At 62.6% G+C, this 25167-nt stretch carries 21 protein-coding genes and 1 pseudogene; 9 read left to right on the top strand and 13 right to left on the bottom strand.

The window, feature by feature from the left end; all coding sequences use genetic code 11:
- Together PQR32_RS18310 and PQR32_RS18315 are read right to left on the bottom strand one after the other, a co-directional pair.
- Positions 1 to 1507: winged helix-turn-helix domain-containing protein (locus PQR32_RS18310; protein WP_494471420.1), on the bottom strand; the 1507-nt coding region annotated here is incomplete at its 3' end.
- Between the two features lie 206 nt (positions 1508 to 1713).
- Complete coding sequence (locus PQR32_RS18315) at positions 1714 to 2331, bottom strand: DUF2889 domain-containing protein (protein WP_408229625.1); 618 nt, start codon at positions 2329 to 2331, stop codon at positions 1714 to 1716.
- Positions 2332 to 2622: 291 nt separating this feature from the next.
- Between PQR32_RS18315 and PQR32_RS18320 the strand changes: the two genes are divergently transcribed.
- On the top strand, positions 2623 to 3786 hold the full coding sequence (locus tag PQR32_RS18320; RefSeq protein ID WP_408229627.1) for a porin: 1164 nt from the start codon (positions 2623 to 2625) through the stop codon (positions 3784 to 3786).
- A 101-nt stretch (positions 3787 to 3887) separates the two neighbouring features.
- Positions 3888 to 4238 carry a BON domain-containing protein gene (locus tag PQR32_RS18325; protein WP_408229630.1) on the top strand — a complete coding sequence of 117 codons (351 nt, stop codon included), beginning with the start codon at positions 3888 to 3890 and terminating at the stop codon, positions 4236 to 4238.
- A gap of 77 nt (positions 4239 to 4315) precedes the next feature.
- Here PQR32_RS18325 and PQR32_RS18330 read toward each other — a convergent pair whose 3' ends face one another.
- The 7 genes and pseudogenes from PQR32_RS18330 to PQR32_RS18360 all read right to left on the bottom strand — a co-directional run bounded on the left by PQR32_RS18330 (position 4316) and on the right by PQR32_RS18360 (position 13765).
- Positions 4316 to 5737, bottom strand: a complete 1422-nt coding sequence (locus tag PQR32_RS18330; RefSeq protein WP_408229633.1) for an aldehyde dehydrogenase family protein — start codon at positions 5735 to 5737, stop codon at positions 4316 to 4318.
- A 34-nt stretch (positions 5738 to 5771) separates the two neighbouring features.
- The gene (locus PQR32_RS18335) at positions 5772 to 6689 is read right to left on the bottom strand and encodes a TauD/TfdA dioxygenase family protein (RefSeq protein ID WP_408229636.1); all 918 of its coding nucleotides are present in this window, start codon (positions 6687 to 6689) and stop codon (positions 5772 to 5774) included.
- A gap of 153 nt (positions 6690 to 6842) precedes the next feature.
- The gene (locus tag PQR32_RS18340) at positions 6843 to 8531 is read right to left on the bottom strand and encodes a GMC family oxidoreductase (RefSeq protein ID WP_408229643.1); all 1689 of its coding nucleotides are present in this window, start codon (positions 8529 to 8531) and stop codon (positions 6843 to 6845) included.
- A gap of 79 nt (positions 8532 to 8610) precedes the next feature.
- Positions 8611 to 9889 (bottom strand): annotated as a pseudogene (locus PQR32_RS18345) (MFS transporter).
- A 333-nt stretch (positions 9890 to 10222) separates the two neighbouring features.
- Complete coding sequence (locus PQR32_RS18350; protein ID WP_408229646.1) at positions 10223 to 11299, bottom strand: LacI family DNA-binding transcriptional regulator; 1077 nt, start codon at positions 11297 to 11299, stop codon at positions 10223 to 10225.
- 128 nt (positions 11300 to 11427) lie between these two features.
- Positions 11428 to 12396, bottom strand: a complete 969-nt coding sequence (locus PQR32_RS18355; RefSeq protein WP_408229649.1) for a dihydrodipicolinate synthase family protein — start codon at positions 12394 to 12396, stop codon at positions 11428 to 11430.
- A gap of 49 nt (positions 12397 to 12445) precedes the next feature.
- Positions 12446 to 13765: an MFS transporter gene (locus PQR32_RS18360; protein ID WP_408229652.1), complete on the bottom strand. Its 1320-nt coding sequence runs from the start codon at positions 13763 to 13765 to the stop codon at positions 12446 to 12448.
- 332 nt (positions 13766 to 14097) lie between these two features.
- Here PQR32_RS18360 and PQR32_RS18365 point away from each other — a divergent pair, with 332 nt between their 5' ends.
- Positions 14098 to 14247, top strand: coding sequence for an ATP-binding protein (locus PQR32_RS18365; RefSeq protein ID WP_408229655.1), 150 nt, complete (start codon positions 14098 to 14100; stop codon positions 14245 to 14247).
- A 23-nt stretch (positions 14248 to 14270) separates the two neighbouring features.
- On the opposite strand, the gene PQR32_RS18370 is transcribed toward PQR32_RS18365, so the two are convergent.
- Both PQR32_RS18370 and PQR32_RS18375 read right to left on the bottom strand, forming a co-directional pair.
- Complete coding sequence (locus PQR32_RS18370; protein ID WP_408229658.1) at positions 14271 to 14768, bottom strand: hypothetical protein; 498 nt, start codon at positions 14766 to 14768, stop codon at positions 14271 to 14273.
- A gap of 239 nt (positions 14769 to 15007) precedes the next feature.
- The gene (locus PQR32_RS18375; protein WP_408230077.1) at positions 15008 to 15889 is read right to left on the bottom strand and encodes a transporter substrate-binding domain-containing protein; all 882 of its coding nucleotides are present in this window, start codon (positions 15887 to 15889) and stop codon (positions 15008 to 15010) included.
- A gap of 358 nt (positions 15890 to 16247) precedes the next feature.
- On the opposite strand from PQR32_RS18375, the gene PQR32_RS18380 reads away from it, so the two are divergent.
- The 6 genes from PQR32_RS18380 to PQR32_RS18405 all read left to right on the top strand — a co-directional run bounded on the left by PQR32_RS18380 (position 16248) and on the right by PQR32_RS18405 (position 21828).
- On the top strand, positions 16248 to 16589 hold the full coding sequence (locus PQR32_RS18380; RefSeq protein ID WP_408229661.1) for a hypothetical protein: 342 nt from the start codon (positions 16248 to 16250) through the stop codon (positions 16587 to 16589).
- A gap of 198 nt (positions 16590 to 16787) precedes the next feature.
- Positions 16788 to 18953, top strand: a complete 2166-nt coding sequence (locus PQR32_RS18385) for an ATP-binding protein (RefSeq protein WP_408229664.1) — start codon at positions 16788 to 16790, stop codon at positions 18951 to 18953.
- Positions 18950 to 20599 (top strand): response regulator, encoded by a 1650-nt coding sequence (locus PQR32_RS18390; protein ID WP_408229667.1) that lies wholly within the window; start codon positions 18950 to 18952, stop codon positions 20597 to 20599. Before PQR32_RS18385 ends, PQR32_RS18390 begins: the two co-directional genes overlap by 4 nt.
- Positions 20577 to 21209 (top strand): response regulator, encoded by a 633-nt coding sequence (locus PQR32_RS18395; RefSeq protein ID WP_106312758.1) that lies wholly within the window; start codon positions 20577 to 20579, stop codon positions 21207 to 21209. Before PQR32_RS18390 ends, PQR32_RS18395 begins: the two co-directional genes overlap by 23 nt.
- Positions 21210 to 21383: 174 nt before the next feature.
- Positions 21384 to 21587 carry a hypothetical protein gene (locus PQR32_RS18400; RefSeq protein WP_243658557.1) on the top strand — a complete coding sequence of 68 codons (204 nt, stop codon included), beginning with the start codon at positions 21384 to 21386 and terminating at the stop codon, positions 21585 to 21587.
- A 31-nt stretch (positions 21588 to 21618) separates the two neighbouring features.
- Positions 21619 to 21828: a hypothetical protein gene (locus PQR32_RS18405; RefSeq protein WP_408229670.1), complete on the top strand. Its 210-nt coding sequence runs from the start codon at positions 21619 to 21621 to the stop codon at positions 21826 to 21828.
- A 43-nt stretch (positions 21829 to 21871) separates the two neighbouring features.
- Here PQR32_RS18405 and PQR32_RS18410 read toward each other — a convergent pair whose 3' ends face one another.
- Positions 21872 to 22720, bottom strand: a complete 849-nt coding sequence (locus PQR32_RS18410; RefSeq protein WP_408229672.1) for a DUF6566 family protein — start codon at positions 22718 to 22720, stop codon at positions 21872 to 21874.
- 600 nt (positions 22721 to 23320) lie between these two features.
- Positions 23321 to 24955 carry a D-alanyl-D-alanine carboxypeptidase/D-alanyl-D-alanine-endopeptidase gene (locus PQR32_RS18415; protein ID WP_408229675.1) on the bottom strand — a complete coding sequence of 545 codons (1635 nt, stop codon included), beginning with the start codon at positions 24953 to 24955 and terminating at the stop codon, positions 23321 to 23323.
- Positions 24956 to 25167 lie beyond the last annotated feature (212 nt).

Genomic DNA, 25167 nt, shown 5'->3' on the forward strand with positions numbered 1-25167 from the left:
CCCGCGGGTGGGGGCGGGGCCCGCGGGGGGGGCGGGGGGCCTCGGCGGGGATGTGCAGCAAGTGCGGCAACACCGATACCGCCTCCTGCAGGTCGTCGCGCTGGACCGCCAGCGCCGCCTGTAAAAGAATGAGCCGATAGCGCGAATACGCGTCGCTTGCGGGGATGTCGGCGTGCAGGCGCGCGATGGCGGCGGCGCACGCGTCGAATTCACGCGCATACAGTTGCAGATGCACCATCCACAACCGCAGTCCGATGCGAGCCTGCACTTCGGCGAGCGGCAGCAGACGTATCAGTCCGACCAGCTTGCGCAGGTCGCCCCTGATCTGCATCGTTCGCGCGACATGCAGCACGAGGTCAGCCGCTGCTGCCGGCTCGCCCGCGAGCAACGCATGCCGCACGGCGTCGTCGGGCTGCTCGTGATCGCGGAACCAGATCCACGCGGCCAGATGCACGTTACGTTGATGCAGTTCGCTGCGTGCGCGAAAACGCTCGAGCAGCGTTTCGCGAAAGAGCGGGTTCAGCCGATACCACGACTCGCTGCCCGAACTTTCGATGGGTGCGAGGAACAGGTTGTCGCTTTCCAGTCTCGTCAGCAGCGCGCGCACTTCGGCAGGCGACTGCTCGTCGCCGATCAATGCGATGCACAGCGGCGCGCATACACGCGTGCAGCTCGCCATCCGGACCAGCAGCTCCACTTCGGGAGGCGCAAGGCGAGACAAGACTTCGCGTTCGAAATACTCCGCGAACCCGCGGGCGTCCAGAAGCTGGGCGTGAGCGGGCGGATCGGCCGACGTGAGGTCCGTCGCACTCGGCTTCTTTCGCTTCAGACGCAGTGCGAAGAGTTGCAGGCCCGCCACCCAGCCGTCGGTCAGTTCGTGCATCTGCCGCGCGTCGCGCTGGCTGATTTCGCCCAACTGCGACTTCAGGAAGGCTTCGGATTCGGCGACGGTGAAGCGCAGATCGCGCATGTCCAGTTCCAGCACGAGGCCCTGGTCGCGAGGGCGGCCGAGCGATACCGGCACGGTTCCCCGCGAGACGAGCACGAGATGGAGATTCGCCGGCGCATGGTCGAGCAGCCATTGCAATGCTTCGTGATTGCGCTCATTGGCAACGTGATGAAAATCGTCCAGCACCAGCACCACGTCGTTCGAATGGGCCGCGATGCCGCGCACGAGGGCGATGATCGTGCGTTCGACCGTTTCGTCGTCCATGCCGCGGCCGTCCAGCAGGGCCGCTTCGCGGCACATCGCCGGATCGACGTGGGCGAGGCTGGCGACGAGGTAGTCGAGAAAGTGCGCGAGTTCGTTGTCCTCAGGTGCGAGCGTCAGCCAGGCGATATCGAAGCCGAGCGAAAGCAATGCCTCGCGCCACGCGATCAACAGGCTCGTCTTGCCGCAACCGGCGGGACCTTGGAGCACGACGCAACGGTTGCGCCGTGCATCGAGTAACTGCGCCAGAAGGCGTTCGCGCGCGACGATGCGGGCGGTGCTGCGCGGCGGAATCAAGCGGGGATCAGTTTGGGATTCCGCGGCACCGCCTTGGGAGCGGCGTGGATCCACGGGAGGGAAATTCTGCGGCATCGTGACCTGCGCCTTACGCGCTTCGGCTTCGCGCCTCGCCGGCGTGGGCCAAAAGACGAAATGATAATCGGCACATTGTAGCGCAGCGCGGGTAGCGTTTTCACGACTGGCAGGGGTGGTGTCTTCCCGGATTATTCGTTGTGCGGCGGGCGGCCTGCATTGGCAGTGCGCGCTTCGCCTTGCTGTCTCCCGTGTTCGCGCCGCGACACGAATTGCAGGACGTCGCCGCCCGCGCGCCATGCGTGACAGGTGTCGACCATCGAATGCGCCTGAACCGTTTTTCCGCCGTCGTCGGAATCGGTCTGGACGGCAGTGGTCTTGCGCCAGCCCATCAGCGTCTGGATGGCCGTCGTGGCGATGGGGCCGAGCAGTTCAGTCAAGTGCGTGCAGCCTTTCGGACCGCTCAGCCGGTTCCTGACCTCCTTCATGAAGCCCGTCCCGATGCTCAGGCCCTCGAGCCGGCGATACGCGTCGTTGATCTCCGCGCAAAACCGGCTCGGCGCGGAGTCGGTATGAGCCTCGATGCGATGGATCACGAGCGTCGAATCGATCGTGACGATGACGCGCATTTCGTGAATCGGCGAACCGGCGGGCACGGTCTTGAACAGCAGATCGGCGTCGTCGGCCTTCGTGTCGCGCATGCGGCCTTCGATATCGAACAGGCCGTCGGTTCGTTCGAAGCCCATGCACTCGACGCGGCGAGTATGCAGGAGCCGCCTTGCTGAAGGATTCGATGGGATGGCAGACATAGGTCTCTCGCTTGTGAAAACAATCTCGATATCACCGAGCCTATTTGAGCGGCGCACGCCGGCCGCCCCCTGCATTGGGGGGGAAAGGTTCGATGCGTATCGCAGCCCGCTGCATCGCTCGGGGTAATCCCGTCCCCCCCTCTGTTTGGGGAGGTTATCCGCCCGGACGTGCCTGCAATATGAGCTAGCAACGACCGGTCCGGTATTGCCGGCCGTCGTTCCGGCGGGCAGCTGCGTGAGTTTGCTTGACCCGTGTCCATCGGACACGGCAAACACAAAGAGGAGACATGCATGCGTTTCATGAGTCAGGGTATTTGCGGGGCTACATTGATTCTTGCCGCTGGAGGAGCGGCGGCCCAGTCGAGCGTGACGTTGTACGGGGTAGCGGACGTATTTGTTCAGTATCTGGACAACGGCGGAAATCATTCGTTTTCCGAACGAAGTGGCGGTTCCACCGGTTCCCTGTTCGGCCTGAAAGGAACCGAAGATCTCGGTAACGGGTTGAAAGCCGTGTTCGACGTGGAAACCGGCTTCAATATCAACAATGGCGCTTTCTTTGCCGACACGACGACGATGTTCTACCGGCAATCGTGGGTAGGGCTGAAACACGATACCTATGGCTCGCTGACCTTTGGCCGTCAGTATCAGCCGAGCTTCTGGGCCGTCTACTTCACGGATCCGTTCCGCGGCAACGAAGTCATGTCGCCGCTTGCCGCAGCCGACCTCGCCGGCGCGACCGACCGGTCCACGCTAGCGACGCAGTACGTGTCCGGACGAACCAGCAATTCGATCGTCTATACGTCGCCCGACATGAAAGGCGTGCACGTCTACGCGATGTACGCGATGCCGTCCACCGTGACGCAACCCGTGCCGGTTCGCTCCGGCGCGATGCTCGACCTGGCGGCGAACTATTCGGGCTATGGTTTTTACGCAGGCGTGGGCTACCAGTATCAGCACGGATCGCAAGAGAGTGCGCCACTGGTGCCCACTGCCCCGACACTGCTCACGACCTTCGATCTGATGGGAACGGAGCACTTTTCGGGCGCGGTGGCATACCGGCTGGGCATCGTGAATTTCCAGTTCAACTATTCGTACAACCGGCCGAAAGATGCGCCCGCGGGTGCGCTGGTCACCGTCACGCCCGCGGTCAGGTTGCCGCTTGCTTCGCTGGTTCACTCGTACAGCATCATGGAGCTGGGTGCGACGATCCAGGCCACCGCAGCGGACGTGATCGAGATCGCAGCCATCGAACGGAATGTGCGTGGGGTTCACGACAACACGCCCGGCATCGAAGTCGGCGTCGATCACAGCCTGTCGAAGCGGACGAGTCTCTACATGCGGGCGGGCTACCTGAAGAACAACGGCAGCGCGAACATGAGCTGGCCTGGTGTGACGGGCGTCGCCGCCGGTTCGAAGCAGGTTCTCGCGGTGCTCGGCATGACGCATCGTTTCTGACGACGGCACGCGTTATCGGGAAGGCGTCGCGCGGCGACGTCGCTCGTGTGCGCTGTCGTATCTGTTCTCAACGGGTCCGATATAACAACAGGAAAACATCGATGAATCAAAATAAGCTATTCACGCTGGCAGGCGGGGCGCTGCTCGTACTGGCATCACTCGACGTGTACGCGCAGAGCAGCGATGCTGCGCCTATGCCCGCCCAGCCGTATGCATCGGACGCGAAAGCCGCCAAGGCCGCCGACCGTGCGCTACAGAAGAACGTGATTCGCGCGCTGAGCAGGACGAAAGGGCTGAGGGCTGCCACGATTACGGTGCGGGCGCATAACGGCGCGGTGATACTGGAAGGAACCGTGCCCGAGCAGTCGCAGGTCGGTCTGGCGACTCAGGCTGCTGAAGGCGTTGAAGGCGTGACGTCAGTGGCGAACACGCTGACGTTGTCCACGTTGTAAAACGGATATCAAGCGTTTCTGCAATGACATCGGGGCCTGCTCATGGTTGGTGAGCAGGCCCTTTGATTTACAAGGCCTCAGCCCGTTACCGACTTGCACTCGAGAAACTCAGCCAAGCCTTCGTGACCATACTCGCGGCCATTGCCCGACGTCTTGTAGCCGCCGAAGGGAACCGTAATATCCAGCATCGCGCCGTTGATTCGCACCGACCCCACACGCAGGCGCGCGGCCACGCGGCGCGCGCGTTCGGCGTCGCTGCTGGCGATATAGCCGGCCAGTCCGTATTCCGTGTCGTTGGCGATCGCAATGGCGTGTTCCTCGTCGTCGTACGGAATCATCACCAGCACCGGTCCGAAGATTTCCTCGCGCGCAATTGTCATGTCGTTGTGAACATCCGCGAAGACAGTGGGGCGCGCATAGAACCCTTGCGCCAGTCCTTCCGGCCGGCCGGGACCGCCAGCAATGACTCGCGCGCCTTCCTCGAGGCCGGCTCGGATCATGTGCTGCACCTTCTCGTATTGCGCGCGGTTCGAGATCGGGCCCATCTTGGTGGCCGGGTCCGCCGGATCGCCGACGACGATCCCATTGGCGACCGCCGCGGCGATCGCAATCGCGTCGTCGTAACGCTCGCGCGGCACCAGCATACGGGTCGGTGCGACGCAGGTCTGTCCGGAATTGACCATGCACTGCGCCACCCCGCTCGTCACCGCTGCCTGCAGATCGGCGTCGTCGAGAATCAACAGCGGCGACTTGCCGCCGAGTTCCTGCGCCACGCGCTTGACCGTGGGCGCGGCGCTGACGGCCACTTCGACGCCGGCACGCGTCGACCCGGTGATCGACACCATGTCCACGTCAGGATGCGACGACAAACGCGAGCCGACGACGCGTCCCTCACCGAAGATCATGTTGAAGACGCCGGGCGGCGTGCCCGCTTCATGCATGATTTCCGCGATGATGACAGCGTCCAGCGGCGCGATCTCGGAAGGCTTCAGCACGACGGTGCAGCCCGCTGCCAACGCCGGCGCGACCTTGGCGGCGATCTGGTTCAACGGCCAGTTCCACGGCGTGATCAGCGCCGCGACACCGACCGCTTCGCGGCGTACGTAGCTTTTGCCGTGATGAGTCTCGAACTCGAAATCGCGCAGTGTGTCCAGGGCGGCCTGAAGCTGCGCGAGGCCGATGGCGGCCTGCAGGTGCTTGCACAGCGTGATGGGCGCGCCGATCTCGATGCGAACCGCTTCAGCAATGTCGTCGAGCCGCGCGCGGTAGCATTCGATGATCCGCTCGAGCAGCGCGATCCGCGTGGCGCGGCTCGATTCCGACCAGGCTGGAAAGGCGGCCCGCGCCGCGGCGACGGCACGATCCGCGTCTTGCGCAGTCCCCATCGTCAGCCGTCCGGTCAGCGTCTCGGTGGCCGGATTGACGATGTCCGTGTGCGTGCTGCCGGCAGACGGCTCGACCCATTGGCCATCGATATAGAAGGTGTTCAGCGTTTTCATTTCGTTTCCTCAGGTTCTTCAGGCCGCGTCGAACTCAGGCCGCGACCGGACGATCGCCGATCACCGTCGCGCGCATCATGTGACGCGGAGCCGGGAAGTAGTCCTGGACCGCGTAGTGCTGGCACGAGCGGTTATCCCAGAAGGCGACCGTGTTTGGGCGCCACTTGAGGCGGACCTGATATTCGGGCGCCTGGGCCTGGCGGAACAGGTACTGCAGCAGATCCATCTCGGCGAGTTTGTAGTCGAAGCCGACGCGATATTCGCTGGCGGTCAGCCGGCCGTAATTCGACAGATGAGTCGTGAAGGCTTCGTTGACGTAGAGAATCTTCTCGCCGGTTTCCGGGTGGACGCGCACCACCGGATGCTCGACGGGCGGAAACTTCGCGCGCATCGCCGCGTGCTGGTCTTCGGGAACCGCAATGCCGAAGAGCGGGAGGAAGTCGTGGACCGCCTTGAGGCCGGCAATTCGCGCCTTCACGTCATCGGGCAGATTCTCGTAGGCCGCCACCATGTTGATCCACATGGTGTCGCCGCCGACCTCCGGGCACTGCACGCATCGCAACATGGAACCCATCGACGGGATCTCGCGCCACGATACGTCGGAGTGGTACAGGTTCTCCCGGCCGCGTTTGGTATCGTTGCGGCCGAGTATCACCAGTTCCGGATGCTCGGGATGATGGGGGAACGCAGGATGAATCTCCAGTTCGCCGAACTGTTTTGCCACGGCGACGTGCTGGGCCGGTGTGATGTCCTGGTCACGAAAGAACAGAACCTTGAACTTCAATAGTGCGCGGCGCAACGCAGCGTAAGTCTCGTCATCGAGCGGATCGCGCAGGTCGACGCCGCGAATCTCCGCGCCGATCGTCGGCGTGTAGCGTTCGATGGCGAATGGCCAGGCGTCGGAATCCGGGTGCGCCACTGTCGAAGCGGGCGCGATCTCTGTTGCTTGCATGTCATGTCTCTATTTGTCTGGGTCCGCATATACCGCAGAACGCGAGGCTCGCTGCGGTTGGGGCGGTTTCACAGGCGAACGCGGTTTGCGTATGCCGGTTTCTTCTTTCGTGCATCGCCATTCACTGGCCGGTTCAGCGCGCGGAGCGACAATCTACCGGTTGTCGGCGCGGATCAGATCGGCGGCCTTCTCGCCGATCATGATGGCCGGCGCGTTGGTGTTGCCGCCGATCAGCGTCGGCATGATCGACGCGTCGGCCACGCGCAGACCTGCGATGCCACGTACACGCAGGCTCGGGTCGACCACGGCCGTTGCGTCGATTCCCATCTTGCACGTGCCGACGGGGTGATAGACGCTGTCGGCGTGACTGCGCACGAAGGCACGGATCGCCTCTTCGTTCGAATCGTCCGGTCCGAAATCGTCCGTCGACATTTCCTTGCCCCCCGCTTCGGCTAGCGCCGGTTGGGCAAAGATGCGGCGGATAATTCTGACGCCGGCCACCATCGTGTCCATGTCGGCCTCCGCTGACAGAAAGCGCGGGTCGATCGACGGTGCATCGCGCATGTCCGCGCTATGCAGACGCACGTGACCACGGCTCTGCGGACGCAGGATGCAGGCGTGACAGGAGTAGCCGTGTCCGAGCTCGCTGCGTTTCGCCACGTTGCGATTGCCGAGCAGCGCGAGAATGAACGCTAGCTGCACGTCCGGAACGGCCAATTCGGGGCGGCTTTTCACAAAAGCGCCTGCCTCGGCGAAGTTGGAACTGACCATGCCGTTGCGATTGAGCCGGTAGCGCAACATGCCGGACGCCAGCCGCAGAAAGCCGCCTGTCGAATAGCCGTAGAGGTCGTTGGACTTGACCTGCTTGTTGACGATCACGTCGAGGTGGTCCTGCAGATTCTCGCCGACGCCGCGCAGATCCTGGACGACCTCGATATCGTGGCTGCGCAGATGCTCGGCGGGGCCGATGCCCGAAGCCATCAGCAGTTGCGGCGAATTGAAGGCGCCGCAGCTGAGTACGACTTCGCGCCGGGCCCGCAACGTTTGCTCGACGCCCGCGCGCACAACGGTTACGCCACGCGCACATTTGTCCTCGATGACAAGACGCAAGACCTGCGTATCCGTGAGTACGTCGAGGTTCGGCCGGCCACCGTTCAGATTCGAATCTTTCGCATTGCCGTTGTGCAGGTAGGCACGCGCCGCATTCCAGCGTTCGCCATTGAATTGCGTGACCTGATAAAGGCCGGCGCCTTCCTGCTGCGCGCCGTTGAAATCCGTGTTCAGCGGCAAGCCGGCTTGCTGGGCGGCGTTCACGAAACGATGGGAGAACGGGTTGGGCGTGCGCAGGTCGCTGACGTGCAACGGGCCGTCGCCGCCATGCCACGGATCGTCAGTGCGCCCGGCATGGCGTTGATTGCATTCGCTGCGGCGGAAGTAGGGCAGGACATCGTCGTAGCCCCAGCCCGTACAACCCAGGGCCGCCCATTCGTCGTAGTCGTTGCGATGGCCGCGAATGTAGACCATGCCGTTGATCGACGAACTGCCCCCCAGTCCGCGTCCGCGCGGCTGATAGGAGGGGCGTCCGTCAAGGCCGGCCTGGCTCTCCGTGTAGTACGCATAGTTTCGCGGACCGGCCTTTTGCACGGTCGATGCAAGACCTATCGGCACCCACACGCTCATGTGATGATCATGCGGCCCGGACTCGAGCAGAGCCACCGTGACCGATCGGTCCTCCGCCAGTCTGGCGGCCACCGCGCAGCCTGCCGAGCCTGCGCCTACGACGATATAGTCGTACTCCGCTGCGATCATGGTGCTGCGAGCGTTGTTACTGGGTCTGATCATGGCACCTCTGTTCATTGGAAGGGATTGGCGCACGCACAGCGGCCGTTGCCGCCATCAGCGCTGGCTTGGCAGAGGGGCATCAAGCCGCGGCCTGCGTAGCAACGTGATGGAGTGTTTTGTGCGAGCGATCTGGATGAAGCCAGCGCAGAGCGGCGAGGGCGGCTGCGATCAGCAGTACGGCGCTGACAGTGAAACCGAGTTCATAGGCATGGCTGTCACCACCGCCGTAGACCTGGACGATCCGTCCCATCACGGCCGGCGCGAAGGCGGCGCCAAGACTGGCGAGTGCCGTGTGAATCGCGACGAGCGATCCGCGCTGGCTGTCCGGGACCATTTCAGCAAGCAGCGCTGGAGCGAGCGTGAAGCTCAGAGTCGGCAGCGCGCCTGCGATCGCGAGTAGCGCCACTTTCTGCGAGGGCGGCAAATGAAGCACCATGAGGGCGACATACAGCAGAGCCCCGGTAGCCGCTGACAAACAGATCAGATGAACGCGCGCCTTGCGTGTGGACACGCCGCGTCCGAGCATGCGCTGGGATAACCAGCTCAGGCCCACGTTGACGGGTGTCGCCGTCGCGACCACTACGGCGAAGCAACGCCCTGCTTCGACGCCGCTGAATCCGAGCCCCTTTTCAAGGTAGGTGGGCATCCAGGTCAGGCTCAGGCCCAATGTCCAGTAGGCGGTGAAGCCGAGTGCGAACACGGAGAGGACCGAACGGTCCGTGAGGATCCGCCGATAGGGCAGCCGGTACGCCTGAGCTCGCACGATCGGGGCGGCTTGCTGCTTGCCCAGTCCTCCCTCACGCCCAAAGCACGCTCCACGTTGCGCCTATCGCGCCGAGCAGCAGAAAGTTCATCCGCCATCCCCACTGTCTCGTGACGAGCGGAATCAGCAGGCCGGCCAGCAGCATGCCGAAGGCCGCACCCTGATTGATGCAGGCGACCGGCAGATTGCGTTTCCGGTCGGGGAACCACTTGTACAACGCATGCACGGAGACTGGAAACGCCGGGCCCTCGGCGGCGCCCAGGATCACGCGGCAGATGAGAAGCCCCAGCGCGCTCGTCGCCATGGCTTGCGGCAACTGGAGTACCGCCCAGCTCAGACCCATCGCCAGCAGTAGCCAGCGGGTCGGGAAGCGGTTTGAAAGAAACCCCACGAGGACCGTCGAAATGGAAAAGAGCCAGAAGAAGCTGCCGGCGACAAGTCCGAATTTTTCCGGCGAAAGATGCAGTTCAGCCGTCAACGGCACGGCCACCAGACCGAGCACGATCTTGTCCAGGAAATTGATGAGGGCGAGCCCCGTGAGCAGGAGGGTCATCGTCCACGCGGACTTTGCCTGGAAATCGGGGGAAGCGGTCATAGGTTGTCTCCTGTCGTCCTTTTGCTGGCGGGCTTCGCTGTCCCGACCGGTCATGCGGACTTTGTAGCGCCACGGTAAAGGGTACGGGAGGGTGGGCAACCACCCGGAACAGGTAGGTTAGGGAAAACCTTGTTCTCCGGGATTGCGAATTGTCTGGTTAGCAATGCCGATATTGTCGCGAAGGGTGTTCTACCCGGCCGGGGTGGTGGCATTGATCGAACGCTTGGTCTTGCTGGCGAGCATCGCTTCGAACTTTGTCAACGGTCACATTTTTTATGTGGATGGCGGCGTGACCGCCGCGCTGTAGTCCGTCGATAAGGCGCCGCCGTGAGGCTATCTCGCGGCCGGTCCCGTCGACTGCCTGAGCTGGAAGAGGGCATGCACCTCGTGTCCGTGCAGCGGACGCTTGCCGTCGAGCGTGTCGAGTAGATACTGCGCCGCAAGCCGTCCGATCTCGTAGGTGTCGACGCGCATCGTGGTCAAGGCCGGGCGCATCTCCTGCGCCATTTCCAGATCGTCGAAGCCGGTGACGGACAATTCGCCGGGTATCGCGATGCCCAGTTCCTCCGCCTCGCGCAGCACGCCCAGCGCGATATGGTCATTGCCGCAGATGATCGCGGTGGGACGCTCGCCCGGCGCTTGCCAGATCGTGCGCAGGCTGCGCCGCCCGAATCCCATGGTCGATTCGCCTTCGAACCTATGCTCCGGCCGCACGGCGAGGCCGTGACGTTCGAGCGTCGCGCGAATGCCCGCGACCCGTGCCTGCACTCGGTCGTTATCGCGCGTCGGCTGGATGCAGACCGCGAACGAGCGATGCCCGAGGCTGATCAGATGTTCGGTGATCTCCGCATAGGCTGCGTGATTATCGAAGCCAATGCAGGTGTGCGGACTGTCCTTGCGATATGCGTACGTGACCGCATACGGCACGCGGTAGAGCCGCAACGCATCGAACAGTTCGGGCGGATGAGCCTCGCCCACCACCGCCATCGCCTCCACGCCGCGCGCCAGCATCGCGCGCACCTGCGTGAGCGCCTGCGCGGGATCGTAGTTCGAACAGCCAAGCACCAGCGTGATGCCGCGTGCCGCGAACGCCGCCTGCATGCCGCTTACCTGTGAAGCGAACACGCGATCATCCAGTGTCGGAATGATGATGCCGGCGATGTGGCTGCGCGTGGAGGCGAGGGCGCGACCCGCTGCATTCGGAAACCAGTTGAGTGTGAGCGCGGCGTGCTCGACGCGCTCACGCACGTTCGCGGAGACCTTGTCCGGTTCGTTGTAGACCCGCGAGACGGTCGCCGTGGAGACGCCCGCGAGCTTGGCGACATCGGAAAGCACGCTGCGGCCTGTGCTGCGGCGAGCGCGGTTCGTCTGGGTGCGGGTGGCGGCCGGCGGGTCGAGGGAGTCAGGCATCGGGTTGGAAAGCGCAGAGTGAATCGGGGAACGCCCGCCATCTTACCGCCGCCTACGTGCGCGAAGCGTGAGCGCGCGTGACAGTTTCAGCGGACGTTCCTGTGATCCGGAAGTCCTTCCGGCAAACGCTAGCGAACGGAGCGGTTCGCGCCGAGTGCCGCGATACGGCCACGAAAATGCTCAGTGCCGGCGACGATCTTGTCGAGCACCGCATCGAGGGCCCAGAAGCGTTCGCGCACGTCGTAGTCGATCACGCGGCAGCGAATCGAGTCGAATGTGCCGATCCGTTGATGGTAAATCTTCGCGAGAGCCGGATAGCCGAGCGATTCGGAGACGGCGGCAAGCACGAGGAACGTGGCGAGTTCCTCTGCCAGAGCCGGGTCTTGCGCCGCATCATTGCGCAGCCAGTTGTACAGATCCGGGTGGAAGTTCGTGAACACGCCGTTGAAGCCGGCGGAACCCGCCTTCATCGCGTCCCACGCGATGGCCGCGTTGGCGTTGAGGATTTTCAGCGGCGAACCCTCGGCGAGCGCGACACGTCGTTTGACCGTGGCGAGATCGCAGCTCACGTCCTTCAGCATGATGAAGCGGCCGGTGTCGATGCACAGCTTCAATTCGTCGTCGGAGAGAAGGCGGCGGTAGGGCGCGGGGCATTCGTACAAACCGAGCGGAATGTCGGACGGCAGGCGCGCGAGGAGTTGCGTGAGATTCGCAGCGAACGCCTCCGTTCCCTGCTGCTTCGGGTCGAGCCGGTTCGTCACCAGCACGACGCCTTGTGCGCCCGTGTTTGCGGCGACGTTGAGCTCTTCGGCCTGCGCCTCGGGGTCGTCGCTGATGTGGCCGGAGACGACGACGGGAATGCGGCCCGCCACCTTGTCGACGACGAAACGTCCCAGCACGCCACGCTCGGCGAGCGTCAGGAACTGCATTTCACTCGACTGCGCGACGGCAAAGAGCGCGTCCGATCCATGCGCGATATACCACTCGATCAGGCGTTCGAGTCCGGCGTAGTCGATTGCGCCGGCATCGTCGAACGGCGTCAGCATCACGGGGACGATGCCTTCGATCGACGTGGCGGTTTGTTTGGAAGTGGTCATGCTCGTGATCTCCCGGAGAGGGTTCGTTGAGTCGGGGCGGCGCGCGCGTTCACGCGGGCGCTCGCAGGGGTTCGGTTGGGGCGGACGGGTCTTCGATCGGCTTGCGCACCAGCAGCAGGTAGCTCATCGCGCCGATGAACGCGATGCCCGCGGCCGTCAACAGCGCCGGGACGAACGACCAGCTCTGCGCGATGTAGCCCGTCAGGATCGGGGCAAGGGCGCCGCCCAGAAACCCGCCGAAGTTCTGGATGGCGCCGAGCGAGCCGACGCGGTTCGGCGGCGCGGCGGCGGTAGCGAGCGCCCACGAACTGGCGGATGCGGCATTCGCCAGAAAGATCACCACCGAGATGCACACGATCGCGATCGTGTTGCTCTCGACCAGCGCCGCCGGAATCGTGAATGCGACCATGCCGAGCATCGCGATCACCACCGCATTGCGGCGGCTCGCGACCGGGCTCGTGCTGCGGCTCGTGATGAGATCGGAGAACCAGCCGGCCGTCAGCGAGCCCAGAAAGCCGCAGAAGAACGGTATCGATGCCGCGACGCCCGTATGCATCAGGCTCATGTGGCGTTCCATCGTCAGGTAGCCGGGCAGCCACGTGAGGTACACCCAGTTGAGGTAGACCGAGCCGAAGAAGCCGATCAGCATGCCCCACGTCGTGCCGTGCGAAAACAGCGAGCGCCATTCGGCGAAGGTGACCGTGGGTGCGGGCTTGCGGTCGGCTTCGTCGCCTTCGAGATAGTGGCGCTCGGCTTCGGTCATGGTGGCCTTGACGGGATCGCGGTACACCGCGAGCCACACGAGCGCCACGACGAGGCCGACCACGCCCGTCACGATGAACGCCCAGCGCCAGTGAAATTGCACGACGAGAACCGACAGGCACAGCGGCGCGAGCGCCGTGCCGAGTGGCGACGCCGAGTTGAAAATGCCGGTCGGCTTGCCGCGCGCACGCAGCGGAAACCAGTTGCTGACCACGCGGGCCGCCGACGGAAACTGCGGCGCCTCACCGATGCCCAGCACGATCCGCGCAAGGATGAACCAGCCGAAAGTGGAGACGAACCCGCCCGCCGCCTGCGCGAGCGACCAGATGATCAGGCCGATGCCCAGCAACTTGCGCGGTCCGATCCGGTCGACGAGGCCGCCTACCGGCAACTGGAAAAGCGCATAGCTCCACGAGAACGCGGAGAGCAGCAGCCCCATTTGTCCGAGCGACAGCCCGAGGTCATGACGGATCAGCGGATTGGCGACCGCGAGCGTGCCGCGGTCCAGATAGTTGACGATGCCGCTCACCATCAGCAGCGTGAGCGCCACGATCTGGGCGCGGCGGATTCTCGGTGGCGCCTGCTCGAGGCTCGGTGTTGCGCTCATGATCGTTGTCTCCGTTTCATGTCTTCGATTGGTGTGAGCAAGCCGCGCCGATGCGATGTCGGGCGGCCGGAAATTGCGCATCCACCTCTGCGCGCCTTTGCGCATCACGTAGAGCGCGGCGACATTCTGCGCGAAGGCGAGAGCGTCGTTCAGCGGTGCATGTTAGCGCTTACATTTAGCGATGCTTTTGAGCTGTTCATAGGATTTTATTGGCAATTTCGCCTCTATAGGCTAGATGATAGCGCTTACATTTGAGCCTTACTACGAAGAGATTGCAAGCGTTAGCGCGGTTTTGGAGGGTAAACCCCAGCCATTTACGGACGAATGCCACGTTGTTGAAGGCGCAAACGCGGCTTGCCGCTCCTTCGCCTGGAGCCGGACCGGATATCTCGCGAACTCTGGGCGGCGAGATCTCGGTGCTCAGCACGCCGAGCAGCGGCACGTCGATCACCTTGCGCATGCCGGTCGTCGACGCTGCGTAGCTACCGAGAACCCGATTGAATCGTCAAGGCGACCTTCGCAAACGGGCGACAATCGCGTTGATCTGCGTATCGAAGCGTTCGAACCATGACTGCGCCGCTTCCAATTGCGCATCGACTTCCTGAAAGTGGCCCTCGTGCACTTCGACAGCGCGCCCGGCAGCGGCAATCGCCTCAGGAGTCGTCTGCGAGCGAAACGCGTGCGCGGCGAGCGACTCGATCTCGTCACGGTTGCTCTGACTCTGATCCATGAGTTCAGTGAGCAGTCCCTTTAACATCTGCAATTGCCCGTGCCAGTCACTCTCCGCTCGATATAGCGCCTCGATAAGAGGTCCGGCATCGTCCGCCAAGGAAATATTTGCCGCGGCGGACGTGCCCTGCCGCAGGTGATCCAGCACCGCGAGACAGCCCTCCGCGCGCCGGGCCAGTTCCTTCGCTTTGTCATGCGCTTCGGCCATGCGCGTCTTGAGCGCCGTGGCGCGATCGCAAAGCCGCGCCTGTAGGACGAACGTCTGCGGCTTCACCAGTTAGTGTCCATGGGTAGGCGTTCGTGGGTCGCGATGAATGACTTTGAACCTGACGGTGTGGACGAATTTGCTCACTTCTTTTCCTTATGGCCGCGTGCATTTGAAATGGAGTTGCGTCGCGGGACTAGCGCCGCCTTTCCATGTATACGGCGACGCCGCATGCGGCTTGATGTCAGGATTTCCTGATTTTGGCCCAGGCATATCCCTTCCGACGGCGCGGCGCGCCGCGGACGACGTCAGCTCATCCAGTACTCGTCTGGAATCCTGCGGTCTGCATCGGAGAGGAAAGGGTTGTCGAGCGTGAAGGTCAGCCGGGACGCGATCCTGGCGCGTGACAGTGCGTCCTGAATGTAGTGATGAGAGTTGAACAGTCGCATGTAGGCGCCATTGCGATACCCGGCGATGAGCCCGTCTTCGATCGTCTGCGCCAGCGCTTCGTGGCCCGAGGCGACATAAAAAATGAAATCCGATCGGTACTTCAGCAACAGACGGTTCTCTACTACGAGATCCGGTTCCTGGTGCTGGCGTCCATCGACCTCAGTAAATGCTTCAACTAAGCCGCGTGGAAAATAGTCGACCCGGCCACCTTGGGTCATCTCGAACATCGTGTCATAGGTCGAGGTCTGGATGTTCAGGCCGGCTGCTCTCAGGACCTCCGTATCGATCCACCCAATTCCCTGCCCGCCAATGAATGCCTTCAGATCGGAGAAACGCTCGACCTTGTCGAAATCGGCTTGTCGATCCTTTCGGATGACGAACACCCGGTGGCCAATCAGCCCGCGATGTATCGGAATCCGCACTACATTCCTGCCGCGCTCGGCTTGCGCCTCCATGCTCGTCCAGTGCAGATTGATCAAATTGTTGGTGCCGGCCAGTTCGGCCAGCGCGCGACCGCGTTCCATTTCGATGTCGGCCGAGCGCAATGTGTACGATGCGTTGGCCGTTTTCATGGCCAGATCGAGGACCGCAAGCGCAAATGCGGCGTGCACGTCGCGGGCGGGCCGAATGCGGGGATAGACGATGTCGAAGTGAACGGGAGGGTCGGCAGGTGCGGCACGCGCGCGAAGCGTGACGCCCGCCGCGCTCAGCGCTGCCAGTACAAAGCGCCTGCGATGCATGAATGGATAGTTTCTCGAAACGGGAGTGACGCGCTCAACCAGGCGCATGTCCGCGCAGATTCTCGCCTGATCGGTTTTTCATCGTGCCACGTCCTGACCGTGCTGACAAACCGTGCAATCCCTTTGTCAGGAAGGGCGTGATGTTGTCCGGAACAGGCCGACGCATTGCGCAGAGCATGACTTTCGATGCCCCGTGCGGCATCAGACCGGCGTCTAAATGCCTATGCGCAGCCATTCAGGATTTCCTGACGGCATTTTCAGCAGATCGGAAGTGCATTTTTCCGGGCTTCCTGACTGTGTGTCGCCGTCGGCGTCCCTAGGATGTTTTATCGAAATCGTCTATATCAGCGGACCCGTTATGAACGGTCATTCAGAAAACCGCGAAATCGCGGTTGAATTCCTCAACACCGCATGCGAGCGCCTGTTCGACATCTGGTGTGAAAGCAGAAGCGTCATACCGCTCAGCTATCTGTTGCACTGCTGGCCATTGCCGGATTGGGGATACGCGTCCGTGAAGCGACTGTCGGACGGACTGCGCGAACTGAAGATGTCGAACCCCGACGCCCTCGGCGGCCGCGTCCGGCCGATCCTCGGCGAGCTGACGTCATGCATCGATGAGATTCTGCTGTATCCGCGGATCTGCTTGCCGCGGGCCATCACCGATTCGCCGCCTGTCGAGCCGATCATGTACGTGATGTAGATTCTCGCCAGATTGATCAGGGCGAGTTTCACCCAGAATGAGCGCCGGCGCGGACCAGGAAATGAGAGTGACTGGCTGACCGGGGCAGGCAAACGTTAAGTCGCCACCCTGCCGATGCGGCGACCGATTGATCTGGGCCGCGCAGCGGCAACGAGTGCAGAATAGACGAAACAAGAACCGTAGCACTCGCGGGGATGTATGAAGCACAACCTGTTCGATGCATGGTGGAGTTTGATCGGCAGCTTCAGGAGCAGCCTTGTGTCGCGGCTTCTCGTGACGGTACTGCTCGTCAGCTGCGTGGTCACCGTGTTGTTGACCGGGTTGCAGCTTTACCGCGACTACTACCGGGGCGTAGAGCAGATTGAAAATCGCCTTGCGGACATTGACCGCAGCAATCGCGACAGTCTCGCGGAAGCGCTCTGGCGCCTGGACGGTGCCCAGCTGCAACTGGAGTTGAATGGCATTCTGCGTCTCGCGGACATTCGTGCCGTGGAAATCCGCGAGACGGGGAAAGACAGTCAATCTGCGTACCTGAGCGCCGGTCAGCGCTCAGCCGGTCCCGTGATTGCCCGCGAGTTTCCGCTCCTCTATAGCGTGCAGGGCAAAGAGCGCGAGATCGGCAAGCTCTACGTCGAGGCGACGCTGCTCGACCTTTACCATGAGTTGATGCGAACCGCCGCGATGATTCTTGTCACTCAGGCTGCCAACACTTTTCTCGTCTCGCTGTTCATCGTCTACATCCTGTCCCGTCTTGTGATGCGGCACGTCGCGGCCATCGCGCGCACGGTGGAAGACTACGATTTCCGTGAACCGCCCCAGCCGTTCAGTCTCCAGCGACGCAAACGGCGCGATCCGGACGAACTGGATCGCGTGGCGGCCGCATTCAACGCGATGGGCGCGCGGCTGTACTGCGCGTATCGCGACGAGCAGGACACGGCGGCCGAGCGCGAAGCACGCAATCTGGCGGAAGCGGCCAATCGGGCCAAAGGTGAATTCCTCGCGAATATGAGTCATGAGCTGCGGACACCGCTGAACGGCATTCTCGGCTACGCGCAGATCCTCGAGCGCGATGCCACGCTGAGCGAGCGGCAGCGCGAACGCGTGGCGGCCATCCGCCATAGTGGCGAACATCTGCTGACATTGATCGAAGACACGCTCGATTTCGCGAGAATCGAAGCGGGCAAGCTGCGTGTCGAAATCGGCGACGTGCCGCTGGCAGGGTTTGTCGATGTCATTCGGGACATCATCGACGTGAAAGCGGAGCAGAAGCGCCTCGACTTCATCTGCGAAATTGCCGGGGATGCGCCCGTCGGCGTGCGTGCCGATGAGCGGCGCTTGCGGCAGGTCATGCTCAACCTGCTTGCCAACGCCGTGAAGTTCACCGATTCGGGTTGCGTTGGCCTGCATATCTCGAGGTCCGAGTCGAACCGCGTCCGTTTCGACGTGCGCGACACGGGGATCGGCATTGGCCACGATCAGTTGAATACGATCTTCGAGCCATTCGAGCAACTGGGCGCGGCCGAGCGGCGAGCAGGCGGGGCCGGCCTCGGTCTGGCCATCAGCCGCGAGTTCGTGCGCGCGATGGGCGGCGAGATCGAGGTGAAAAGCGAAATCGGGCAGGGCAGTACTTTCCGCTTCGAACTGCCGGCAGCGAGCGCGACACCCGTGTTGCGCAAGACGACAGGCCCTGCGCCGCTCCCGTTCACGGCGACGGGTTATGAGGGGCCGCGCAGGAAGGTGCTGGTCGTCGACGACGTCGAGGTCAATCGCGCGATCGTTGTGGATCTGCTAGGCCGTCTCGGCTTCGATACCGTCGAGGCGGAAAACGGTCGCGACGGACTCGAGAAGGCGCAGCGCGAACGACCGGCGCTGATTCTCACGGACATCGTGATGCCCGAAATGGACGGCTTCGAACTGACACGCAACCTGCGTCAATTGCAGGAGTTCGCGGATGTTCCGATCGTTGCCATGTCCGCCAGCCCATCCGGCGTCAACAGGGCGATGAGCATTGAAGCGGGGGCAAACGCATTCCTGTCCAAACCGGTCGACCTCGCAGCGCTGCTGGCAGAGATCGCCACGCTGCTCGGACTGAAGTGGACCCTTACGTCGCCGGCGCTGTCCACTCGCACTGCTACACCCGAAATCAGTCTTGCGGCCGTGCCTCGGCAACAGATGGAAGAACTGCATCATCTTGCCCGCCTTGGCGACATGCATGAAATCATCGTCTGGGCCGAGAGCGTGGCGGCGCGTGATTCGCGTTATCGCTCGTTCACGGCGCAACTCTGCGCGCTCGCTCGCGACTACCAGTCGAAAGCCATACTCCATCTCGTCGAGCGGCATCTGAATGTCGAGCCCAAGCCATGAACGAGCCCAACGTGGAGGCCGGCGAACGGCCGACGATCCTCATTGCGGACGACACGCCGGCGAATTTCGGCGTGGTCGTGGAGAGCCTGACGGATCGCGGCTTTAGGGTGCTCGTTGCGCTCGACGGCGAAGAAGCGCTCGAACGCGCGCTGTTTTCCCAGCCCGATCTGATCCTGCTCGATGTGAAGATGCCTGGTATCGACGGCTTCGAGACCTGCCGGCGACTCAAGGCGGACGCGCGCACGCGCGATATCGCGGTAATTTTCATGACGTCGTTGACGGGTGCGGAAGACATGGTCGAGGGTTTCTCGGCCGGTGGCGTCGATTACGTGGCGAAGCCCGTCCGTGTCAATGAAATGATGGCGCGCATCGAGACCCATCTCGCCTTGCGTGTGATGCACCGGCAGCTTGTCGTGCAGAACCGCCAGCTCCTGAACGAGGTGGCGGTGCGCCACCAGGCCGAGGCCGAATTGTCGCGCGCACGCGATGCACTGGAGCAGCAGGTCGAGCAGCGCACGCGGCAACTCGCGGAGTCGAACGCGAGGCTTTCCGCTCAGGTCGACGAGCGCCGCCGGGCGGAAGCGAAATTGCAGGCGAGCGAAGCGCGTTTTCGCACGATTGTCGAAACCAGCCCGATCCCGTTGTGCATCACGTCGATGCCCGAAGGCGTCATCCTGTACGCGAATGAACCGCTGCGAGAACTGTTCGGTATCGATACGGGCATGGGCACGCTGACCAATATCGTCGATTTCTATGTGGATCCGGGCGACCGTGACCGGCTCGTGTCGCATCTGCGCACGGAGGGCAGTTTCAACAATAGCGAAGTCCAGATGCAGCGCGTGGACGGCTCGGTGTTCTGGGCCATGGCGACCGCGCGCGTGGCGACGTTCGGCGACGCGCCGGCGATCTACGTGGGCCTGAGCGATATTACGTCGCGCAAGCGTATCGAGCAGGAGCTATTCGAATCGCGCAATCAATTGCGGGAGTTGTCCGCCTATATGGAGGCGATTCGCGAGGAAGAGCGCAAGCGTATCGCCATGGAGATTCACGATGAACTCGGCCAGTTGCTGACCGCCCTGAAGATGGACGTCTCGCTGTTGAAAATGCGCCTCGGCAAGGATCCGGACGCGATGCGCAAAGCCGAGGACATGCGGGAACTGGTCGAAAAGACGATCTGGATGGTACGCAATGTCGCGAACCATTTGCGGCCGGTGGCGCTGAACTTCGGGGTCGTGTCGGCGCTGGAGTGGCTCGTGGAGGACTTCATGCGACGCCATGGCATTCCTTGCCAGTTGCATATCAACGGAGGCGAACCGGTGTTGCCGGAGGCTTGTGCCACAGCCGTATTTCGTATCGTTCAGGCTTCGCTGACCAACGTCGGGCGCCACGCGCATGCGACGCGGGCCGACGTGACGCTGACCAGCACGGCGACGGCGCTCGAACTCCACGTGAGCGACGACGGCTGCGGTTTTGATCCAGGCATGGCGCGCATGGGCTATTCGTACGGACTGCTCGGCATGCAGGAGCGCGCCCGCCTGATCGGCGGCGCGATGACTATCGACAGTGCGCAGAGCATGGGCACCGCTATTTCCATTCACATTCCGCTTACAGGCGGGGCAGAAAATGATCGACGTCCTGATTGCTGATGACCACGCCGTGGTGCGTGGCGGCCTGAAACAGATTATCGCGACGACCACGGATATCGTCGTCGCCGCCGAGGCCGCGCAAGGTTCGGAAGTGCTCGATCGGCTGCGCGCGAGGCGGTTCGATCTCGTGCTGCTGGACATGACGATGCCCGGCATCAGCGGAGTCGATCTGATCCGGCGCGTACGTGCCGAGCAGCCCCCTTTACCGATTCTCGTGCTCAGTATCCACAACGAGGCACAGGTCGTGTCGCGCGCGCTGCGCGCCGGCGCGACGGGCTATGTGACGAAAGACAGCGATCCGGACGTGCTGCTTGCGGCGATCCGCAAGCTGGCGGGCGGCGGGCGGTTCATCGATCCGAAACTGGTCGACGCGATGGTCTTCGAAACGCATTCCGGCGACGCCCCACCGCACGAAGTGTTGTCCGACCGTGAGTTTCAGGTATTGCGGATGCTGGCCGCCGGTCAAAGCATCAACGAGATTGCCGAGTCGTGTTCGCTCAGCGCCAAGACCATCAGCACCCATAAGATGCGTCTCATGCAGAAACTCGGCCTCAACAACAACGCCGAGCTGATCCGGTATGCGATCAGGCACGGTCTGGTCACGGAGTGACGGAGCCGTTAGGGAAATCCTGAGGCTCGAAGCAGCGTTTCCCGAATCAACAATCCGGCGCTGCTGACTGAAGAATCCTCGCCGTTGTCCCACGATTGTCAAATGGGAACCTGAGGTGCGGGGGCAGATGTGGATGCGACGAGAAGCTCACTACGCGGACTGCGCGAGAAATTATTGGCAACGGCGGGCACGCTGCCGGTCCGGGTGCTCACGCTGCATGGTTCGCAGGACGGTCTGACTTGCCGGGTATGCGTCGAGATCAGGCGTCCGGACGGTCCGATCCTGCTGTTCTTTTTCCGGCACGACGACGGTACCTGGCACGTCTTTCCGCCGGCAAAGAACCTGTGCAGAATGAGCTTCGAGCCGCTCGTCGGGTGACGTGACCGAGGCCGGACAAAGGAGATCATCGATGAACGCAGACAACCTGGGGACACTGTCAGGGCACGAAACGAAATTGCGCGCGTGGTTGAGCGAATGGTACGACCACGCATTCGCGACCGGCTTCATCCGGCCGCCTTTCATACTCGACGACGCGACCGCTTCGAGGCTGGAAGGTTATTTCGATGTGGGTCTGACGCCCGCGGAGGGCGTCAACGCGATCTTCGGTGTGGTGCATTGAAGCGTCAGTCGCGCCGGGGCATCCGCCGCGTCGATGCGTTTGCTCACCCGGAGCGTGCTTTTTGTTGCAGGACGCCGTTGTTCAGGTCGGCGTCGTCGTTGTCTTCACCGCTTTCCTCGTCGATCCATCGCCGCGCCCATTCGAGCGCGTACTGCTGTGCCATCTCGCAGTTTTTGAAGCTCGGACCGATCAGTCCGGAACGCGCGACTCGCCTTTTATCACGCACAATCTCGGCCCATCCTCGGAAACGGGTGTTCGCCAGCCGGTCGGCGGCAATGTAGATGATGTAGCCGCGCGGGTCGCATTCAGTTTGTCCTTTCGACGCAAGGCCCATCCACGGTGACGCCGTTCGATGAATGGACTGAAGGGGTGTCACCGGTGCGCGGGACTCGATCCGCTCGGGTACGGCATGCGCGGAGTTGACGGGATTCGGGAGTTGCCGCGCGATATCCCTGGACGTATCCGCCGTTCGGGATGACTGCCATGTCTCGCGCGGTGTCTGCCACGACGCCTGATCTCTCCAGAATACCCGGCGAAAACCTTCGTCCCGAATCTGGCGATCGATGCCGCGCGTCAGGGCATCGCGGCGTTCCAGTGTCAGTTGCGGACCGCACCGAAACTTGCGTCCGGTGCTCGAAAGAATCCGGTACATCTCCGCGAGGGCGCCGCTCGAACGCCACGCCTCGAAGCGGTGCCGGCACGTCGGTGCCGAGGGATAGTAGCTCGGCAACATAGACCAGGAATCGCCGGTTGTCAGTACCCACAGCACGGCATTCGCCACGACGCGAACGGATGCGCGTGGCCGGCCGCGCTGCCGGTGAACAATCGGGGGATCCGCCAGAACGGGCGCGAGCAGCAGCCACTCTTCGTCACTGATTTCGTTGAAATGCACGCTGTCCTCCCACGTTTGCATTCGCGCTACCAGCCGCTCGTCAGCCACGTTGGCAGAGTCGACAGAATCAGCAGATCCTCGACGCAGTCCGATAGCTCGCAGACTTCCTGAAAGGCCGCATCGTTGGAGTCGTGCAGATGTTGCCGTCTTAGCTCGCGTAACTCGGTTCCAAGGCGCCGAAGGGTCTCGGGGTCGCTGTTCATCATCGGCCAGCCTCTTAACAGATACGTCAGTGGCACGACGCTTCTGGTTTCGCACCACCGGTCGAAGAGGTGCAAGCACATTGCGTTGACGTGCTCGATCGAGTTTTCTCTTTCGGACAGACAGGGCACCATGGCAGCACTCGGATGAAGGACGATCGGCGTGCGTTCATCGTATGCGGCCAGTTTTCGTGGTGCTGTCAGGAGATCAAGAAAATGAGAGCGGTCGATGCTGAACTTTGGGTCAGGGAATCCTTCAGGTTTCCGACCAATGGCAGCGGCACACCCGACAGCCGCGCGACGGCACGCACCGCCGCGACGCTGCTCAGCGTGATGAGCAGCCGGCCAAACTACACGGTGTATCGGAACGCGCTCTCGACAGACAGGCCGCGCCGCCGCGCTACTGCAGTTTCCAGAGCATCGCCGAAATCGTGCCTTCGTCCTGGAAGACCGATAGCACGTCGCTGATGCCCGAAATAGGAACGTTGTTCACTGTCAGCACGAATGCGATCCGGTGGCCGCTTTTTGCATCGATATAGCCGGCGAGGGATTGTCCTCTCAGGAACGGTAGCGACGGCGCGGACGGGTTTTCCGTGACGTAAGTGCCGGTCTTCGCGTGCACCTGGCCTTTCGCACCCGCGAGCGTCGCATCGGATTCGAAGTCAGTGATGGTAGCCAGCGATCCATCTACGCCCAGCACCGGCAACGCGTCGAAGTAGGGCGAAAAGACCGGCGTCGTGCTCATGCCTCTCAGCATGGCAATGACCGCCGCGCCACTTGCAGTCGAGTCGCCGCCGCCGCTGCCGTCGATGAAGTGGTACTGGCTCGGCAGGATCTTGAACGTGGTGGACAGCTCGCTCTGTTCTGCCGCCAACGCGCCGGTCAGCGTCGTGGCGTTGTTGTTCGCAAGACCGAACAGCATGAGGCTCGTATCCGCGCCGATGTTATAGCTGACCTTCATGATGTATCTGACGTATTGCTCATACGGTTGCGAAGTGAGTTGCGCAACCTGCGTCGCGCTCGAATACGAGCCTTGCGCGGGCAGCAACTGAACCGGATTGGCGGCGACGGGCGCCGCCGTGACCGTGACACCCGCGCGCACCAGCGCTTCGATGAACACCGTGCGGGCGTAATTGGAAGGCTCAGTCACGCGGAACGTGCGGATCAGCGGGTAGGCGTTCGTCAGTGGCGGCACGAAACCGGCCGGCACGTTACCGGCTATGTTGCCCACACAACCTGGCGAGCCGATGCACGGCGGCAGTTCAGGCGCGAGTTCGATATCCAGCTTCGAGGCCGCGCTGCCCGTCGCGAGCGTGGATTGCACGCTGAACGCGGCCGTTTTGGGCCGCCAGTCGAATGGAACGGCCGAGCCTTCGGCACTCGGGTTCAGTGTGACGTCGACCACGTCGTCATTGACGAAGATCGGCCGCACATTGAATTCGTCGCGAAAGTTGAAGGGCTCGAAAAGCCGGTCGTCGATCACGACATCGCCGTTGATTGTTTTGATGCCCGTAGCCGCCACCTGCGCCGCGAGGGAGTTGAAGCCGGCGAGCGGATCGGGCGTGGCGAGTATCGCGTTTCCCAGTGAGTTGGCCTCGTTGTGATCGAAGTTCGTGATGGCGATCGTGCCGTCCGGATTGGCTCGGCCGCCCATCGTCAGATCGCCGCTTGCCAGCAGAATCAGATTGCCGGTGAGGGTGCCGCTCGCATTGACCGTACCCTGCCGATAGACCGGCGTGACGAATTGATGCTGCGCACCCAGTTGATTCAACGCGGAGCCGACCGAAAAGAGCTTGCGCACCGAACCGATCAGCATTTGTGTGCTCGAGTTCATGTCGTAGATCACATGGCCCGAGTCGAGATCGACCACTTGCATCGACCAGGTCGAGTTCTGGTAGATCGGCTTTTGCATCACCTGCATGATCGAATCGGGGACCGTCGGATTCGAATTGAGCGAATCGCCGCACGATACCAGCAGACAGGCACTCGCGATTGCGCCCCAACGTTTCCACTGTCGATCGATTGTCGGGCTCATGGCACGTCTCCAGCGTTGACTGCTCGTTAAGCGGCTCGATTCGCAGCGGATGCATCCCGTCACGGCGAGATCACGGCATCGGAAGGTCTGGCGGTCAGTCGAACGACGGCGCCGCATGAAGTGAAAATCACGCTCGGTGCGAAATTGGATTTCCGGCAACAGCAGGTAAATGTACTTCTACGTTGTGGGCCGGCCGGCAGATAGTGGAATTA

Origin of the sequence: Paraburkholderia dipogonis (assembly GCF_046027395.1) — a bacterium.
In the GTDB taxonomy this organism is placed as follows: domain Bacteria; phylum Pseudomonadota; class Gammaproteobacteria; order Burkholderiales; family Burkholderiaceae; genus Paraburkholderia; species Paraburkholderia dipogonis_A.